Origin of the sequence: Lacticaseibacillus pantheris DSM 15945 = JCM 12539 = NBRC 106106, from assembly GCF_001311175.1 — a bacterium.
Lineage (GTDB): Bacteria > Bacillota > Bacilli > Lactobacillales > Lactobacillaceae > Lacticaseibacillus > Lacticaseibacillus pantheris.
The window spans coordinates 47,120-64,687 of the sequence record NZ_BBAI01000010.1 but is presented as its reverse complement, the minus strand read 5'-3'; the positions used below and the strand labels follow the sequence as shown (position 1 = coordinate 64,687).

Below are 17,568 nucleotides of genomic sequence, written 5' to 3'. Positions count from 1 at the left end.
CTAAGCCACTGTCAACAACTTTTTAATTGATAAATTGTTTGCGTAACCCGCGTCGCTCTTGGCGAACGCCGTATCACTTGACGACTTAAACAGTTTACCAACTTGCCCAGAAACCGTCAAGACGAATTTTCGGCGGATTGTACTCCTTCCAGGGTGCGTTATCGCTATTTTGCGAACTTTTGTCAAGTTACCAACCTTCTTGTTCGCTTTTATAGAAACACGCGTCCCCAATAGCCCGTCAATGTCCCCAAAAACCCCTCAAAAAAAACACCGCAATATTTTTGCGATGTTTTACTGACACTTTGAAATTTGCGTTGATTACTAAAAGTCTAGACTACGGACGTAACGTTGGGAATAGCAACACATCCCTAATTGAAGCGGCATCCGTTAACAACATCACTAGTCGGTCAATCCCAATACCAAGGCCCCCAGTTGGCGGCATGCCGTATTCCAGAGCCTCCACGAAGTCGTCATCAATTGGTTGTGCCTCGTCATTACCGGCAGTCTTTTCGGCCGCCTGTGCCTCGAAGCGTTCCCGCTGATCAATGGGATCGTTCAGCTCCGTAAAGGCATTACCATACTCGTTACCATCAATGAAGAGCTCAAACCGCTGCGTGAAACGCGGATCCTTTTCATCCTTCTTGGCCAGTGGCGATATTTCAATTGGGTGACCATAGATAAAGGTCGGCTGAACCAACGTATCCTCAACAAATTCTTCAAAGAACGCGTTGATGATGTGACCTACTTGCCAGTACGACTCAACCTTAACGTGCTTGTCCTGAGCCAACTGCTGGGCCTCAGCCTGCGTCATTGGCTTCCAGAAATCAACACCAGTCCGTTCCTTAATGGCGTCGACCATGTGCACACGCGCAAACGGGGCATCTAAATCAATGTCCTGACCCTGATAAGTAATCTTGCCGGTGCCCAGAACCTTCTGCGACACGTAGCGGAAGATACCCTCAGTCTCATCCATCACGTCGCCCAGATCCCAGTACGCGGCGTATGTTTCTAGCTCGGTGAACTCAGGATTATGCTTTGTGTCCACACCCTCGTTACGGAAGACGCGACCAATTTCGTAGACACGCTCCATGCCACCAACAATCAGACGCTTCAGGTGTAATTCCAGCGCAATGCGCATGTACAAATCAATATCCAAAGCGTTATGGTGCGTCACGAACGGCCGTGCATTGGCACCACCGGCCTGGTTATGCAAGACGGGTGTCTCCACTTCTAAGAAGCCATTCTGGTCTAAGTACTCGCGCACAGCGCTGACAATCTTAGTCCGTTGCACGAACCGGTCAAAGCTGTCGCGGTTGGCAATCAGGTCCAAGTAACGTTGACGGTACTTTGCTTCCACATCGTTTAAACCGTGATACTTGTCAGGCATGGGCGCAGTGCCTTGGTCAAAAACGTGACGTGGTTTGCCCGCACGGTGAGCTCGCCCATGTCGGTCTTAATGACGTCACCGGCGATACCCAGGATATCGCCCAAGTCAGCCTTCTTGAAAATCTTATAGTTATCTTCACCCACAACGTCTTTGCGGACGTATATTTGCGCCTTGCCAGTACGGTCATGAATATCCGCAAAGCCGACTTTGCCCTTGCCCCGCTTGGACATCATCCGCCCAGCAATGACTACCTCGGCGTGCTTGTCGTTGAGTTCATCCTTATCAAACGCACCAAACTGTTCCTGTAAATCAGCAGCCGTGTGGGTCCGGTCAAAGCGGTGGCCAAACGGATCAATTCCTTCGTCCCGTAAGGCCTGCATCTTTTCCCGGCGCACCCGCATCTGGTCGTTCATGGACGGCTGCTGCTTCGGTTGCTTGTTTTGCTTATCTGCCAACGCTATTTCCTCCGTTCAATTCACATACCCTTGTATCTTGCCAATTTTACAGCAAAAAAAGCAACCCGACCGGAGTCAAGTTGCATCTACCTCAAACACTATCTGAGTACGGGGTGTGCCTCTAGACCATCAACGAACTCATCCAAAATGGCGTCCACCTCAGCCTCGGTGTTCACGGACATCACGGCAGCTTAGTGCGCGATGAACGTGGGATGCCCTTCAGAAAGTATGCTGCCTGCTTACGGAATTCCGGCACCGCCACCTTCTCGGTCTTCAACAAAACCAGTCGGTGCAATTCCTTTTCCGCAATCCGAATTTTCTCGGTTGGCGTTGGCTCCGAGATTAGTTCTCCCGTCTCCAAGTACGTTTTGACCTGACCCAACAGCCACGGGTTGCCCAAAGCAGCACGGCCAATCATCACCGCGTCCGCGCCGACTTCATCAAGCATACGCTTGGCGTCCTGCGGCGTGCGCACATCACCATTCCCCATGAACGGAATGTCCAGAACACTTGCAACTTTGGCGAGAATGTCCCAGTCTGCGTGCCCCGAGTAGAGTTGCTTACGCGTCCGGCCGTGCATCGCGAGTGCCGAAACCCCGGCCGCCTGCGCCGCCTTTGCGTTCTCCACAGCGAATACGTGGTCCTTGTCCCAACCGGTACGCATCTTCACCGTCACTGGTTTGTGGACGTTCTGCACCACGGCGTCCAGCATCTCGTATACTTTGTCCGGATCTAACAACCAGTGAGCACCGGCATCAGTCTTAGTGACTTTCGGCACGGGGCAACCCATGTTGATGTCAATGATATCCGCACTCGTATTTTCATCAATAAACTTGGCCGCGTTCACCAAAGTGTCCTTGGTGCCGCCAAACACCTGGATAGAAACCGGGTGTTCGTGCGGATCAACAAACATCATGTTCAGCGTCTTTTTGTTATGGTACTGGATTCCCCGGTCGCTAATCATTTCGCACACAACCAGCCCGGCACCAAACTCCTTGGCGGTTACGCGGAAAGCCGCGTTAGTAATCCCGGCCATGGGCGCAACCACAACCTGATTGGGAATCTCGATATCCCCGATAAACCAACTACTCACTGTCATTCACCTCAACTAATCCACTAACTTTTTGTCTGACGCATAGTGTAACACGCCCACAAAGCTCACCACAAGCTACGGCAACATTGCCGTCAGTTCGGCCGCGCTAAACTGGTAATGCTGTCCACAAAACTTGCAGACGGTCTCTGCACCATCGTTTTCAGCAATCATCGCCTTAATCTCGGTGGGTTTCAGCGTGCTCAGCGCCTTACCAAACCGTTCCTTGCTGCAATTACACTTAAACGCAAAATCGTCCTGGCCCAACACCATGAGTTTACGGCCATTCACAATCCGGTCCAAAATCTCCTCAGGCGTCAGTCCCGATTTCAGCATCTCGGATACCAGTGGGAGCGTTTTGATGTTCGTTTCCAGATCAGCTAGCGCTTGGTCCGTGGCACCCGGCAAAGCTTCGACCAGGAAGCCACCGGCAACGGCAATCGAATTGTCCGCATTCACAAAGACGGAAACGCCCACGGACGCAGGTATCTGCTCCGACTTTGCAAGGTAGTAGGTGAAATCAGCACCTAGCTCCCCAGACGTCAACGGAACTTGGCCGGTGAAGGGGGCGCCGCCATCTAGGTACTTGGTCACCGCGAGCACGCCGCGTTTACCCACTGCACGAGCGACATCAATCTTGCCCACCACGTTTAGCGGCAGGTGGACGTGCGGTTCCTGAATGTAACCCCGCACCGTGCCGTGACTCGTGCCATCAACGACAATGCTACCAGCCGGGCCATCACCCTTGATGCGCACCGTCATCAGGTCTCGATCATTTTTCAGTTCGGCTGCCGACAATAGGCCGGTACCAATTAGGGCCCGACCCAAAGCCGCCGAAGACGCGCTCCACGTATCGTGCCGCCGCTGCGCCTCGCTCACCGTGTCTGTAGCATCAACCGCAAAGAGGCGGAACATGCCATCCGCAGTTACTGCACGCACTAAATAGTCGCTCATGATGATTACTCCTTGTTGTTTTTTTTCTGCTTACCAGCATAACACAAGTACCCTGGTGGTGCTGGGTTCCGGTGGCTGGTCGTACTGGCGTGATGGTTCCGGTTGAGCGGCTGGTCCCCACGACCGGTGCTCCTCGTGGCGGTTCTGGCCGGTGGGGGCCGTGGGGTACTGCGACTTGGTGGACCGCTCCACGGTGACCGCTGCTAGGGCGAAACCTCCAACCGCCAAAACCGCGGTTTCCGGTGCGACTTAGAGCCTGCCTGCCAAGTTCGGGCAGTCAGTCTCTAAGTTCGTCGCGCCGTAACTCGCTTCGCTTCGAACGGCGGCAAGCCCCAACAGCGGTCACCGTTCCGGGTCCACTCGTCTCCGCACCCCACGGCCCCCCCACCGGTCAGAACCACAGTTGCAGAAATTTATGAAAAGTCTGGACTACCACGAGATTCATACCAGTGCACCCAAAGTTAGATGGTGGCTACCAAGTTTGTTGAACAACTCACAACTCAAACCTGAGATGGACAAAAGCCTAACCGAAAAAAAATACTGTGTGCTTGTGTGACTAGTGCCACCTGTGCCAGGGACCAGATCAGAAGGATAACGTATTAATAAAGAATCGAGGTATCTTTGATTAGAGTCACCGAAGTATCTGGAACCCCCGTCCGCGAGTTCGTAACCACCCCGCCCTGGCAGTGGATTACCACGGAGTACCCACATAAGCTACAGCTCACCGAGTCGACCGGCGCTGCAGCCTAAACGCACAAAAGGGCCGGACATCCGTCCGACCCTCGTTACTGATTATGCTGTTGGTGGCTCATCATCATCTGACGATGACGATGCTGCACTACTACTTGGTGCACTCGACGCAGCACTGGAAGGTGCCGCCTCCGACGGTGCACTTGCCTCGCTACTGTCTGCCGCCACGCTTGTATCCTCAGCTGCACTACTGTGTGCCGCCTCTTCGGATTCCTGACGTGATGCTTCCTTTTGCTCCAAAGCCTTCTTTGCTTCCTCATAGGTCGCAGCCTTTTCGCTTGGGAATTCAGACTTAGTTTCTGGCATCTTACCCGTATTGAAGAGACTCAAAATCTGTTCTTCATTCAGCGTCTCGTACTTCAACAGCTTCAGCAATCACCTTGTGCTGTTCACGGTGTGCCTCAATGATATCGTGTGCCTGCTGGTGGGCTTCATCAATAATCCGCCGTACCTCAGCATCAATATCGTTGGCCGTCTGCCCGGAGTAACCCGCACCAGCGCCATAAGCCGCCTGCTGGCTTTCCTTCTCCAGAGCAACCGTGCCCAACTTGTCGGACATCCCGTACTTCGTCACCATGGCCCGAGCAATATCCGTTGCCTGCTCAAAGTCGTTCGAAGCACCGGTACTCTCCGTGTTAAAGATAATTTCTTCAGCCGTCCGGCCACCCATCAAGCCGACAATCTGCTCGTTGAGTTCCTTCTTGCTCAGTAAGAACTGGTCATCCTTCGGTAGCATGATGGCATAGCCACCCGCCTGCCCACGAGGGATAATCGTAACCTTCCGCACAGTCCGTGAGTCCGATAGCACCAGACCAATAATCGCGTGCCCAGCTTCGTGGTACGCAACCTGCGTGCGTTCCTTCGGCTGGATAACGCGGTCACGCTTAGCCGGCCCCGCAATTACTCGGTCCTCAGCTTCGTCCAGATCGCTGGCATCAATCTTGGTCTTCCCACGACGAGCGGCAACCAGTGCCCCTTCATTCAGCAGGTTTTCCAAATCGGCACCCACGAACCCAGGCGTCTGCTTGGCGATGGTCTTCAAATCAACGTCATCGGCAAACGGCTTGTTCTTGGCGTGCACCTTCAGGATAGCCTCGCGACCCTTAACGTCGGGCTGGCCAACCAGAATCTTACGGTCAAAACGACCAGGACGAAGCAAAGCCGGATCCAGAACGTCTGCCCGGTTCGTAGCGGCCATAACGATGACGCCCTCGTTACCAGTAAACCCGTCCATCTCGACCAGCAACTGGTTCAAAGTTTGTTCACGTTCGTCGTGACCGCCGCCCATACCAGCGCCACGCTGGCGACCAACGGCATCAATTTCATCAATAAAGATGATGGCTGGTGCCTTCTTCTTGGCCTCGTCAAAGAGGTCACGAACACGGGAAGCACCAACACCGACAAACATTTCCACGAAGTCAGAACCGGAGATGGAGAAGAACGGTACACCCGCTTCACCAGCAACGGCTTTGGCCAGTAAGGTTTTACCAGTACCTGGCGGGCCCTCGAGGAGCACACCTGATGGAATACGGGCACCCAACTTCAGAAACTTCTTGGGGTCCTTCAGGAACTCAACAACTTCAACCAGCTCCTGCTTCTCTTCCTCGGCACCAGCAACGTCAGAGAAACGTACCTTGTTGGCCGTCTTGTCCGACTGCTTTGCCCGTGACTTACCGAAGCTCATCATGCGGTTGCCACCGCCCTGTGCGCCCTGATTCATCATCATGTAGAAGATCACCATCATCAGAACCAACGGCACCACGGTAATCAACAGGCTGACCCACGCGCTAGTCTGCGACTCCTCAGCAGTTGAGTTCTTAATGTTATGCTTAGCGGCCAACGTGTCGATCTTCTTGATCGTACTATCGTTGTCAGGAATGCGGGTAGTAAATCCGGTCACCGACTGTGTCTTTGACTCCCCAAGTAAACCAGTGCTCTTTTGCTTGGTGGTCTTCGACTTACGGTACTCACCACTGACCTTGTAAACCCCGCCGCTTGGCTGAATGGAGAATTCCTTCACCTTGTTCGTTTTCAGCGCGGTCACAAACTGACTCGTCGTCAGTGACTTTGTGGTACCCCCGCTGTCGCCACGCATATAGTATCCGAATCCCGCAACCAGCAGCAAGAATAACACGATGTACGTGAGTGTGCTGCTGAACAGGCCGGTCTTATTATTTTTCATGCACAACCTCCAGCAAAAACTTCATTAAAAAGCTAATTCAAAGCTATATACGAGAATACCACACAATGCATGGCACTGCCCATCATTACTTATATACTTCTGGTTTTAGTACGCCAACATACGGTAGGTTCCGGTACAGTCCCTTGTAGTCCAAGCCGTAGCCCACTAAGAACTCGCCCGGCACCGTTTCCCCGACATAATCGGCCTGCACATCCACCGTACGGCCCGCCGGTTTATCCAGTAGCGCCACGATTTTAACTGAGCGTGCACCGCGATGCGCAAACAAAGCTTTCAGGGCTTTGAGTGTCGTACCCGTATCCACGATGTCCTCGACAATCAGAACGTCGCGTCCCTTGACGCTGGTATCCAAATCCTTATCAATTCGGACATCCCCCGTCGACTCGGTACCACCGTAATAGCTGGAAACATCCATAAAGTCAATTTCCAAATAATCGTCGTACGCGCGGATAAAGTCGGTCATGAAGACAACCGCGCCCTTCAAAACGCAGACACACAGCGGCTTAGCGTCAGCATAATCATCGTGGACGGTTGCCGCTAACCGGCGTACCGTTGCGTCAATGTCTTGTGCTGAATACAAAACTTTCAATATATCAGAATTCATCCCTGTTATTACCCCCGTCGTCCGGTCGGAAAACTAACTGTGCCTTGATTTTAGCAGTTTGCTCGCCCGTAAACAATTGCCCCGGGCGGGCATTTTCAGCCCACAAAACCTGATGGCCGGAAGCAGCCACCCATAGTTGGTCGCGGTCAGTGCCCGGCACGTGCATGTTGGTGAGAAAACGGCCTAGCTTTTGGTGCTCGCCGTGGGCCAACTGCAACCAATCGCCTGGTTGCCGGTGCCGGATGGTCACTGGTAGCTGCCAAACCATGGGCGCGGACATTACCCGGTAACCATTGGGCACATTGTCACTGGCCAGCAGCCACACGCCGCCCGCTCCGCTTGCCGGTGCATTCAGGCCACCAAGAGTACAAGTGGAGTCCGCCACGACCACGGGTGAACGCAGGCGCACGTGCCGACGTTGAATGTATAAGGCCTGTGCCGCACTCAAAGCCACGATTCGCTCACGCCCATCGTTAACGTTAAGGGCGGAATAAACCGCCAGTACCTGCCGATGACTAACTGCCGGGTGCCACTGGGATAAAAGGTGTTGTAATAATAGTTTTTGAACAGCTGTGGACTCATTCTGGACATCTTGCCAGGTAAACTCATCAGACTTTAGTCTGACTTTTCCTGACAAATGACGTAATGTCACATCGGCGAGCGTCTGCAAGCCCGTTAATTCCTCGGCAAAGCGTGCGAGGTGCTGTTCAGTATCGGGCCAACGTGAACTCAGGGTTGGCAAAACTTCGTGCCGTAAAAAGTTGCGGTCGTACGCGGTATCGTCGTTACTTTGATCGTGTACGTAGGGGACGCCTGTGCGATCGCAATAATCCTGGAGGCTTTGCTTCGGCACCCCCAAAAGCGGCCGCACCACCCGTAGCCCCCGTTGTTCGGTATCAGCGTGGATGCCAGTCGCACCAGCGACGCTACCTGCCCGTGCCAACCGAAACAGGACGGTTTCCGCCTGATCCCCCAGATTGTGGGCCGTCATCAACACGTCGTAGTGCTCCCGCTGGGCCAGCTGGGTAAAGACGGCGTAACGAAACTGACGGGCCGCTGCTTCAACACCACTGCGGGGATGCTCGTCCCGGGGCCAGTCAACAACACGACAAGTGACACCCAGTCGTTCAGCATAGTCACGCACCAACTGGGCCTCCTGATCCGCTACATCGCGCAGTTGGTGGTTAACGTGCACGACCCCGAGTTCCAAATTCGTGGTACCAGCACTGCCAGCTAGCAACGTCAGTAGAGCCATCGAATCGGATCCACCAGACACCGCAATCAGGACCCGTGTTTCAGCCGGCAACGCGTATTCAGCTAATATCCGCTCCATTCCCGCCGGACTCAGTTCCACCATCGAATACCCCCTTTGCAAAACAAAGGCCCGACTGCGTCAACCGCACTAAGGGTTGCAACAATCAGACCTATCATTACCATCTCGAGCCAACGGAACTAGCTCCGACGACCGCCGCGACCGCCACGCTTACCCTCGGTGTTATGCCGAATGGTGGACAGACGCTGCTCGCTTTCCTTCAAAAAGTCGGACAGCAGGTCGTCAAAGCCTTCCTTGCCACCGTGCTCCTTGCGGTTTGCCGGGCGGGCACTGCGCCCGGCCGCGTTGTGCCCACCGTTACGGGGCGCACCGTGACCAGTGTGTGGCCGCGCGCTATCAGTACGACCAGCGTGACCATGATCTGTACGCTGGTCGCCGTGGTGCTCCGCTTCCTTCTTGATGGTATCGGCGTGTTCTGTCGCCAGCGCTTCATTACCGCTGGCCTTACGAATTGACAGGCCAACCTTGCTACCATCGACGGACAGCACGACCACGTTCACTGCATCGCCGACGCTCACAAAGTCATGAACATCCTGGACAAAGGCATCCGCTACTTCGGAAATGTGCACCAGCCCTGTTTGACCATCGCCAAGATCAACGAACGCCCCAAACTTGGTAATTCCAGTGACCTTACCGCTTAATTGTGCACCAACTGCAACTGACATAAAAAAAATAATTTCCTCCTCGGAATAACCCGTTTTACTTATCGCCCGGAATGCTGTCATCGCTGTCCGGAATGTTAAAAATGGTTTCGCCCGACTTCGACATGTAGTACTTGGCCCGAATCAACTTTTCTAGGTAATCGGCGTTGTTTAGTTCGTTCACCTGAATTTGTAGATTCTTTTGCTTGGTGGTCACCTTGTGTAACTGCTTTTTGGCCGTGGCCACGCGTGCGGTCGCCTGTACTTGTGCTTGGTGTACGCGCCAAAGTTGGACGCCACCGCCCACCAGCACGAGAACCAGAACCGCCACTAAAATAACACGACGCCGCCGGTGAATCTGCCGACGCCGGTTACGCGCTGCTTGCTGGTCACGTTCAACCTGCTGCGCACGCGTATACGCATTATCCAAATGGCTAATCTGGGCCTTGGCCATCGCGGTTTCCTCCCCACAACTGTACTATCATACTAATCATCTACATCATGCTTCGATGACTTGAGTATAACAAATCTGGCGGTCAAGCGCACCGCTAGTTTGTCGACGATTGTTGGTCAATAACCGTGTACATGCTCTCCGCATCGTTTTTCTTAGTGGTGTCAACCAGTTCATCCACACGCACAACCAACGTCTTGTTACCAAAGCCAATGGTTAACGTGTCGCCTACCGCCACGTCGGTGCTGGACTTGGCCACGCGGTCGTTCACCTGAATGCGCCCCTTATCGGCAATTTCCTTTGCAACCGTCCGCCGCTTGATGATGCGCGACACCTTTAAAAATTTATCTAATCGCATATTATTCCCCTTTACGTAAATGCTTCGTCATGCGTAAAATCCGTGCGCCCACGGGGAGTGCTAGCACCTCGCGCCGGGTAAACAGTCCCGTCCACGCTGCCAGCGCTACCGCTACAATAAGGCCCACTATGGCCCAAAGGATTGCCCAAATAACAGCGCTTACGCGACCCACGGTACCGGTCAACGTCACGCCCGTCCAAACAACGGCGCCCATGCCCGCGGCCACGACCAGCAGTCGCCAGCCAAAGCCGCCGGACCAAATACGCCGGCGAATCAGCGGATCCAGGGCTAGGTAAATGACCATCATGGTCACGCCCAATCCTAGTACCGTCGCCCAGGAGGCCCCGGCAGTCTGCCAATGGTGCACAAAGTAGCTGTTAACTAACGCTTTGACCAGTACACCCGCAAGAATTGCGATTGTGGGCACCCGCACCAAATCCTGACTCTGTAAGATGCTGGCACAGGCATTAATCGCCGCAGTCACCGCAATAATGAGCATGTAGACCTGCAACACCAACGTGCCATCCGTGTCACCGAATAACCCCCGATTTAACAACGGCATTTCGGCACATAGTCCCACCGTCGCCAGCAAAGAAACGGCAACGCTGAGGTGCACCAGCACGGTTCCCGTACGGGTAAAGGTGTGGTCAGCGTGTTGTTGATGTGCCCCACTTAACGGTGGCAGCAGGCTTTGCGTCAGCGCGGTCGCCACGACCAACCCCAACTGTACCATGGGCTGACCGCGGTCATAAATTCCCTTCAGGTTTTCGGCCGCGCTCATCGTCATTCCGGATTCCACCAGCGACTTTGCCACCGTAAAACTGTCAACGAGTTGCAAAATCAATAGGATGGCGGCGTACAGGACCAACGCACCGCCCTCGCTAAAGGTCTGCCACATTAGGTGTGACCACGACGGTACCTGCGTCCGCGCCTGCCCAGCCCCGAAGTCAGTCAGCCGCGGACGTTTAGCGCGTTGCCGCAACCAGCTGATGGCTAATACTGCAGCGGCGGCTAGCGCGCCCAGCACGCCACCGGTCATCGCCCAAGTACCAGTGAGGTAATGAGACCACGATGCGTGGACCGCAATGACGGCGACGGTCAGAATCACACCAACGCGCACTACCTGCTCCACCACTTGGCTCCATGCGGTTTCGGTCATGCTGTACTGGGCCTGAAAGTAGCCCCGCCCCATCGCTAACAGCGGTAACGTGAGGCCCATGCAACCGACCACACGGACCAGCGGTGCGAGTCGTGCATCGCCCATCCAACTGGCGATGATGCCCGCACCAGCAAAGCCGCCGATAAACACGACCCCGCCCCAAATGGCCAGCACTCCGGCCAGGCGCTTCAAGGTACGCTGTCGGGTAACCAGGTCCGGAGTAGTCACCGCTACTTTGGCAACGAACACCGGCCCCGCGGTTAGCGCCATGGTCATAATAATTCCGTACAACGGGTAAATCTGCTGGTAAACGTAGAACCCCGTATTGCCGACTAGGTTTTGGTACGGCACGCGGTACACCGCACTGAGTAATTTGGCAATTAATCCCGCCACGCTGAGAATCCAGGCCCCCCGCATGAGGCGCTTACTGTGCGCGGCGTTCATTTGACCGTCCTCATGTCGGCCAGTTTGGTCACGAAGCCCTCCAGTTCGGTCAGCCAGTCGTCGGTCGCCATCCCCCGAGGGATTGCCAACGTCACCACCAACCGTCCATCCGACTCTGCGACGGTGGCGCGCAGCTTAGTCGCACCTAGAGCCGCAAAGATGGGCTCGCCAGCAAGCTGTTCCGTGGCGACTTTGCTAATCGTCACAAAGAGTTTCTGCTCCTGCTGGTGAATCTTGTCCACCAAAGCAGCATCGGCCGTCCGCTTTAACCGGGCAATGCGTAACAGGTCAGTCACGGGCTGCGGGTAATCGCCAAAGCGGTCAATCAAATCGTCCTCAAGCTCGCGTTCCTGCTCCTCGTTTTCGGTTTCACGGACCCGCTTGTACAGCTCAACCTTCTGCCGGTTGTCCTCGATATAATCGCCGGGAAGGTACGCTTCAACGCTCAACGTCACCTCAGCGTCCGTATGCCGGTCCGCTGGTGCCTGGCCGCGCTTCCGGTCCACCGCCTCTTTAAGCATCTGGGTGTACAGATCATAGCCGACCGAATCGATAAACCCGTGCTGTTGTGCGCCCAGGAGGTTCCCGGCGCCACGAATGGATAGGTCACGCATCGCAATTTTAAAGCCACTGCCCAGCTCGGTAAAGTCGCGGATGGCTGACAAACGCTTTTCGGCGACTTCAGTCAACACCTTGTTGCGCCGGTACATAAAGTACGCGTACGCCACGCGGCTAGACCGACCAACGCGACCACGTAACTGGTAAAGTTGCGCCAGTCCGTAGTGGTCAGCGTCCTCAATGATCAGCGTGTTCACGTTTGGCATGTCGACCCCGGTTTCAATAATGGTCGTCGTGACCAAAATGTCACCCTCACCGCGCATAAAGTCGTAAATCACCGATTCCAACTGTGATTCACTCATCTGGCCGTGAGCATAGACAATCCGCGCCTCTGGGACCAGCGTCTCCAAGTCAGCAACCGTCCGTTCGATATCCTCCACGCGGTTATGCAGGTAGAACACCTGCCCCCCGCGCTCCAGTTCACGCGTAATGGCGCTTCGCACTGCGCCCGCATCCTGCTCCATCACGAAGGTCTGGATGGGGTAACGGTTCGTTGGTGGTGTCTCAATCACGGACAGGTCGCGTACCCCAAGCATCGACATGTTGAGCGTCCGCGGAATCGGCGTGGCCGTGAGCGTCAGGACGTCGATACTGGAACGTAACTGCTTGATCCGCTCCTTGTGCTTCACGCCAAAACGTTGTTCCTCATCGACAATGAGTAAACCTAAGCTCTTGTAGTGCACGTCTTTGCTTAGGAGTCGGTGCGTACCCACGACAATGTCAACGGTCCCATCCTCCAGGCCAGCGATTGTGGCCCGGTTCTGTGCGGCCGTCCGAAAACGTGACAGCATGCCGATGCTGATGGGAAAGTCGCTGAAGCGGTCGGTCATGGTATCGAAATGTTGCTGAGCCAAAATGGTGGTCGGTACCAGCAACGCAACTTGCTTACCGGCCGTGATTGCCTTGAACGCCGCCCGTAGCGCCACCTCGGTTTTACCAAAGCCGACATCCCCGACCAGCAGGCGGTCCATCGGGCGGTCCCGCTCCATATCCCGCTTGATTTCCTTCACGCTCCGAGTTTGGTCCGGTGTTTCGGGGTACGGGAATTCGGCTTCAAAGTCGCTTTGGAGGTCATCATCAGGTGGAAAGGCATACCCCTTTTCCGCCTGCCGCGCCGCGTACAGCTCAATCAGGTCATCCGCAATGTCCTCAATCTTAGCGGCAACCTTCCGTTTGGTCTTAGCCCACTCGGAGCCGCCCAGTTTGTTAACGTGCGGCTTTTTGCCCTCCGCCGAAACGTACTTTTGCACCAGGTTTAACTGGTCAACGGGGATAAACAGCTGCCCGTTATCACGATAGTTGATGGTCAGATAGTCACGGTGCACGCCGTCAACGGTGAGTGTTTGTAGTCCCTGATACTGACCAATCCCGTGGTTCACGTGCACCACGTAGTCCCCGGGTTTAAGCTCGTTATAACTCTTCAGTCGCTCGGCGTTAGCCAGGGTCTGGTGCCGCGCCTTCCGCACCCGCTTTGCGTTGAATAAATCGTGCTCGCTGATGACCACCAGGTGTTGGCTGGGTAGTTCAAAGCCGGCCTCTAAGTTGCCCACGATGACCTGTAATCGTCCCAGCAGTATTCGCTTAGGGCTGGCAATGCTAGCGTCGATTTCAAAGTCGTGCATGGTCTCGGCGGTTTTCTCCGCCCGCCGCTGGTCGTTCACCAATACCACCACGGTCTGCCCCTGCTTTGCCCAGCGGTCCGCCTCCGTTTTGAAGAGCGGCATCTGGCTAAAGAACTGTTGCACGTTACGTGTGGCCACGTTGGTGATGCTGGTCAGGCGGAGATTACCCATCCCCTTTTGGAACAGCGAAATCAGCACGTGTGGGTGCTTGTCCGCCTTCTCCAATTCGGGTAACGGTTGTAACGTGGGCATCAACTCGCCGCCAGGAACATCGCGACTTTGGCCGTCAACGCTGGTTGCGTCCGTATCCAGAAGGCGCGGGTAGTCGTCAAAAAAACACCACCGCACCCGCCGGCAGGTAATCCGTGATGGTGGTTTGCTCGGGGTACAGCGCCGCAGCATAGTTAGCGAGGTTGCCATCAACAATCCCCTCGCGCAGATCGGCCACTAGCCGGCTGGCCCGTTGGACAAAGGCGGCGTTCGCATCGAGCGCATCCGCTCCGTCAGCGTGTGCTTTGGTTCCGGCAGCGCGCGCAGCGTCCGTTAGGTCAACGGCGCGCTGAATCCGGTCAGCCGTAGCGTTCAACCTTTGCTCATCGGCTAACATGTCGTTAGCCGGTGGTAGCGTCACGCTATCGACACTGTCCAAACTGCGCTGATTATCGGCGTCGAATTCGCGAATCGAATCGACCTCCGTGTCAAACAGCTCGATACGCACCGGATTATCACGGTCGAGTGGATAAACGTCAATAATGCCACCACGGATAGCAAACTGCCCGGGTGCGCTCACTAACGAGTCGCGCCGGTAACCGCTGGCCACTAACTGTGCACCCAAAGCCGCGGGGTCAACCTCGCTGTCCGGACCAATCGTTAGTCCAGCATGACGCCAGTCAGCCACCGGCGGTAAAAGTCGCCGCAATCCGGCTAACGTGGTCACAACCACACCCTGCTGGTCACTCAGCAGAAAGTTCAGCGCGCCAATACGGTCGTTCCGCTCATCAAGTGAAGTGTTGGCCGCCTCCAGGCTCAATACGTCATCAACGGCAAACTGGTACAACAAAGAAGCCGCGAGACGGTTACCTAAATCGGCAACCAATTCCTCGGCATGATTGCGGTCACTTGCAACCACTAAGAGCGGGTGACCCACCCGCGTAATTGCGGCCTCAATTAGCAGCGTTTTAGCGGATCCGGTCAACCCCGTGAGCAGGTGGCGACCATAATCTAGCTGTGGCCATAATGGTCGCAGTTCTGGCGCATCCGCAAATAGAGCGGTGAAACTAGTTTTTTTCCATAGTAAAAGTCTAACCTCAGCCACGATGTCCCGTGGCGTTCAATCATGCATAGCCATCATCACGACTATGCCCCTTAATTGTATTTATTCATTAACTCGGGTAAGTCTTCCCCTTGCAGCCAGTCAAACAGCAGTGAAACGGCCAAGTCTTGCGCCTCACCAACCACAATCGCGTTGTCGCCTTTGAATGGCGTCAATACCCAATCAACAACCGTGGTTTGCGTAGGGTGGGCAATGCCAATCTTGACGCGCGCAAAGTCGTTGGTGCCGATGTTGTTAATGATGTCCTTGATGCCATTATGGCCACCGGCAGAGCCCCGCGCCCGCAGACGCAGCTTACCTACCGGCATATCCAAATCATCCTGAACCACAATGATATCCTCGGGAGCTAGCTTGTAGAAATGCATCAGTTGCTTGACGGCACGCCCCGATTCGTTCATGTAGGTTTGTGGCTCGACCAACAACACCTTCTCACCATCAATCCGTGTGCTGGCGGTAACCGCGTCATGCTCCAATTTAGTCAGGTGCACGTTCAGGTGCTGGGCTAACGAGTCCACCACCATAAAGCCCACGTTGTGTTTGGTGCCAGCATACTTTTTGCCCGGATTGCCCAGGCCGATGACCATCTTCATTACTTTTTGCCCCCATCGCTACTATCAATATTGTCGCGGTCCGTTTAAGGGCCACACGCAAAAACGGGCAGTTTCAGCTCCCCGCAGTCGTACCGCAATTGTACCACATACGGTCGTCGGTGTGGGTCGCTCCCAGGCCAGTACGGAGGGTGTAAATGTCGGTCTCAGCACCACAATATGTGTTCACGCGTCCCGGTAGGTATGCTATAATCGGAATCGTATTGTATAAGGTTATTTCAGAAAGGATGATACTACCGTGGCAGAAGCTGCTAAGCACCAGAAAGTTATTCTGATTGGTGACGGGGCCGTTGGTTCCAGTTACGCATTCGCAATGGTCCAGCAGGGCGTTGCACAAGAACTTGGGATTATTGATATTGTGAAGGACAAGACGAAGGGTGACGCAATTGACCTTTCCGATGCCCTCCCATACACGGCACCGAAGAAGGTTTACTCCGCTGACTACAGCGACTGCAAAGACGCAGACATCGTTGTAATCACTTCCGGTGCCCCACAGAAGCCGGGCGAAACTCGTCTGGACCTGGTTAACAAGAACTTGGGTATCATCAACGCCGTTGTTGAACCAGTTGTTGAATCAGGCTTTAACGGTATCTTCCTGGTCGTTGCCAACCCAGTTGACATCTTGACTTACGCTACTTGGAAGATTTCCGGCTTCCCTAAGGACAAGGTTATCGGTTCCGGTACTTCCCTGGACACTGCTCGTTTCCGTCAGGCTTTGGCTGATGAAGCTAAGATTGACGCACGCAACGTCCACGGCTTTATCTTGGGCGAACACGGTGACACTGAATTCGCTGCATGGAGCCACACCACTATCGGTGGTTTGACCATTGCCGAATACACGAAGGCACACCCAGAATTGACTCAGGACAAGCTGAACAAGCTGTTCGAGAGCGTTCGTGACGCTGCCTACACCATCATCAACTTGAAGGGTGCTACTTACTACGGTGTCGGTACTGCCGCTACCCGTATCACTAAGCCATCCTGAACGACGAGAGTGCAGTATTGCCATTGTCCGTATACATGGACGGTCAGTACGGCATCAACGATGTCTTCATCGGTACGCCAGCCGTTATCGGCCGCAACGGTATCGAGCAGATTATCGAACTGCCTCTGTCCGACGACGAAGCAAAGTCCATGAAGGCTTCTTCAGACGAACTGAAGAAGATCATCGATGGTGCTTTCTCCAAGTCCGACATCAAGTTCCGTCAGTAATTTTAAACCTGACGCAGAACGTAAGGAAGTCCCCCCGAGCTGGGCTCGAGGGGGACTTTTTTGCGCGGGCTCTTAGCGCTTTAGCGCTTAGAGCCCGCCACTCGGAGGCTGTGCGCAAGCACCGCCGAGAGACTGTAGCGTGAACTGTTTTAACCGTAGCCAGACCGAGAATTGTGGCGTGTCCGGCAGGCGGCCCCCTACCTGCCTTTTTAGAGTCGCTTATGCGGCGTCTTCTTGCCTGCACAGCTCGTTTCCATAACCACGAGTACCGGGAGAGCGTTGCAACGCTTTCCACCAGCAACCTTCCAACCACCCAGCATAGTCCCCTTCAATCGGTACCCTTATACTA

Annotated in this window: 8 protein-coding genes and 5 pseudogenes; 1 reads left to right on the top strand and 12 read right to left on the bottom strand. The window is 54.7% G+C overall.

The window, feature by feature from the left end; translation table 11 throughout:
• Positions 1–334: 334 nt before the first annotated feature.
• The 12 genes and pseudogenes from lysS to pth all read right to left on the bottom strand — a co-directional run bounded on the left by lysS (position 335) and on the right by pth (position 15,989).
• A pseudogene (lysS, locus tag JCM12539_RS05130) lies at positions 335–1,800 on the bottom strand (lysine--tRNA ligase).
• A 140-nt stretch (positions 1,801–1,940) separates the two neighbouring features.
• A pseudogene (gene dusB / locus JCM12539_RS05125) lies at positions 1,941–2,941 on the bottom strand (tRNA dihydrouridine synthase DusB).
• 69 nt (positions 2,942–3,010) lie between these two features.
• Complete coding sequence (gene hslO / locus JCM12539_RS05120; protein ID WP_054649770.1) at positions 3,011–3,886, bottom strand: Hsp33 family molecular chaperone HslO; 876 nt, start codon at positions 3,884–3,886, stop codon at positions 3,011–3,013.
• Between the two features lie 792 nt (positions 3,887–4,678).
• A pseudogene (gene ftsH / locus JCM12539_RS05115) lies at positions 4,679–6,818 on the bottom strand (ATP-dependent zinc metalloprotease FtsH).
• Positions 6,819–6,903: 85 nt separating this feature from the next.
• Positions 6,904–7,440, bottom strand: a complete 537-nt coding sequence (gene hpt / locus JCM12539_RS05110) for a hypoxanthine phosphoribosyltransferase (protein ID WP_054649768.1) — start codon at positions 7,438–7,440, stop codon at positions 6,904–6,906.
• A complete protein-coding gene (tilS, locus tag JCM12539_RS05105; RefSeq protein WP_054649766.1) occupies positions 7,430–8,797 on the bottom strand; it encodes a tRNA lysidine(34) synthetase TilS in 1,368 nt (455 codons plus the stop codon). The genes hpt and tilS overlap by 11 nt, the downstream gene beginning before the upstream one ends.
• A gap of 95 nt (positions 8,798–8,892) precedes the next feature.
• On the bottom strand, positions 8,893–9,438 hold the full coding sequence (locus JCM12539_RS05100; RefSeq protein ID WP_054649764.1) for a S1 RNA-binding domain-containing protein: 546 nt from the start codon (positions 9,436–9,438) through the stop codon (positions 8,893–8,895).
• Between the two features lie 34 nt (positions 9,439–9,472).
• Positions 9,473–9,868: an FtsB family cell division protein gene (locus JCM12539_RS05095; protein ID WP_054649762.1), complete on the bottom strand. Its 396-nt coding sequence runs from the start codon at positions 9,866–9,868 to the stop codon at positions 9,473–9,475.
• 94 nt (positions 9,869–9,962) lie between these two features.
• Positions 9,963–10,223, bottom strand: coding sequence for an RNA-binding S4 domain-containing protein (locus tag JCM12539_RS05090; RefSeq protein ID WP_054649760.1), 261 nt, complete (start codon positions 10,221–10,223; stop codon positions 9,963–9,965).
• Position 10,224: 1 nt separating this feature from the next.
• Positions 10,225–11,826: a putative polysaccharide biosynthesis protein gene (locus tag JCM12539_RS05085; RefSeq protein WP_054649758.1), complete on the bottom strand. Its 1,602-nt coding sequence runs from the start codon at positions 11,824–11,826 to the stop codon at positions 10,225–10,227.
• Positions 11,823–15,312: pseudogene (gene mfd, locus JCM12539_RS05080) on the bottom strand (transcription-repair coupling factor). Before mfd ends, JCM12539_RS05085 begins: the two are co-directional and overlap by 4 nt.
• A gap of 119 nt (positions 15,313–15,431) precedes the next feature.
• Entirely contained in the window at positions 15,432–15,989 is a 558-nt protein-coding gene (gene pth, locus JCM12539_RS05075; RefSeq protein ID WP_054649756.1) for an aminoacyl-tRNA hydrolase, read from the bottom strand.
• Positions 15,990–16,245: 256 nt separating this feature from the next.
• On the opposite strand from pth, the pseudogene JCM12539_RS05070 reads away from it, so the two are divergent.
• A pseudogene (locus JCM12539_RS05070) lies at positions 16,246–17,219 on the top strand (L-lactate dehydrogenase).
• Positions 17,220–17,568: the final 349 nt, after the last annotated feature.

Bases quoted from the DNA above. Each gene is read 5' to 3' on its own strand.
- pth (WP_054649756.1), bottom strand. From the start codon at position 15,989: ATGAAGATGGTCATCGGCCTGGGCAATCCGGGCAAAAAGTATGCTGGC.
- JCM12539_RS05085 (WP_054649758.1), bottom strand. From the start codon at position 11,826: ATGAACGCCGCGCACAGTAAGCGCCTCATGCGGGGGGCCTGGATTCTC.
- JCM12539_RS05100 (WP_054649764.1), bottom strand. From the start codon at position 9,438: ATGTCAGTTGCAGTTGGTGCACAATTAAGCGGTAAGGTCACTGGAATT.
- JCM12539_RS05090 (WP_054649760.1), bottom strand. From the start codon at position 10,223: ATGCGATTAGATAAATTTTTAAAGGTGTCGCGCATCATCAAGCGGCGG.
- JCM12539_RS05095 (WP_054649762.1), bottom strand. From the start codon at position 9,868: ATGGCCAAGGCCCAGATTAGCCATTTGGATAATGCGTATACGCGTGCG.
- hslO (WP_054649770.1), bottom strand. From the start codon at position 3,886: ATGAGCGACTATTTAGTGCGTGCAGTAACTGCGGATGGCATGTTCCGC.
- tilS (WP_054649766.1), bottom strand. From the start codon at position 8,797: ATGGTGGAACTGAGTCCGGCGGGAATGGAGCGGATATTAGCTGAATAC.
- hpt (WP_054649768.1), bottom strand. From the start codon at position 7,440: ATGAATTCTGATATATTGAAAGTTTTGTATTCAGCACAAGACATTGAC.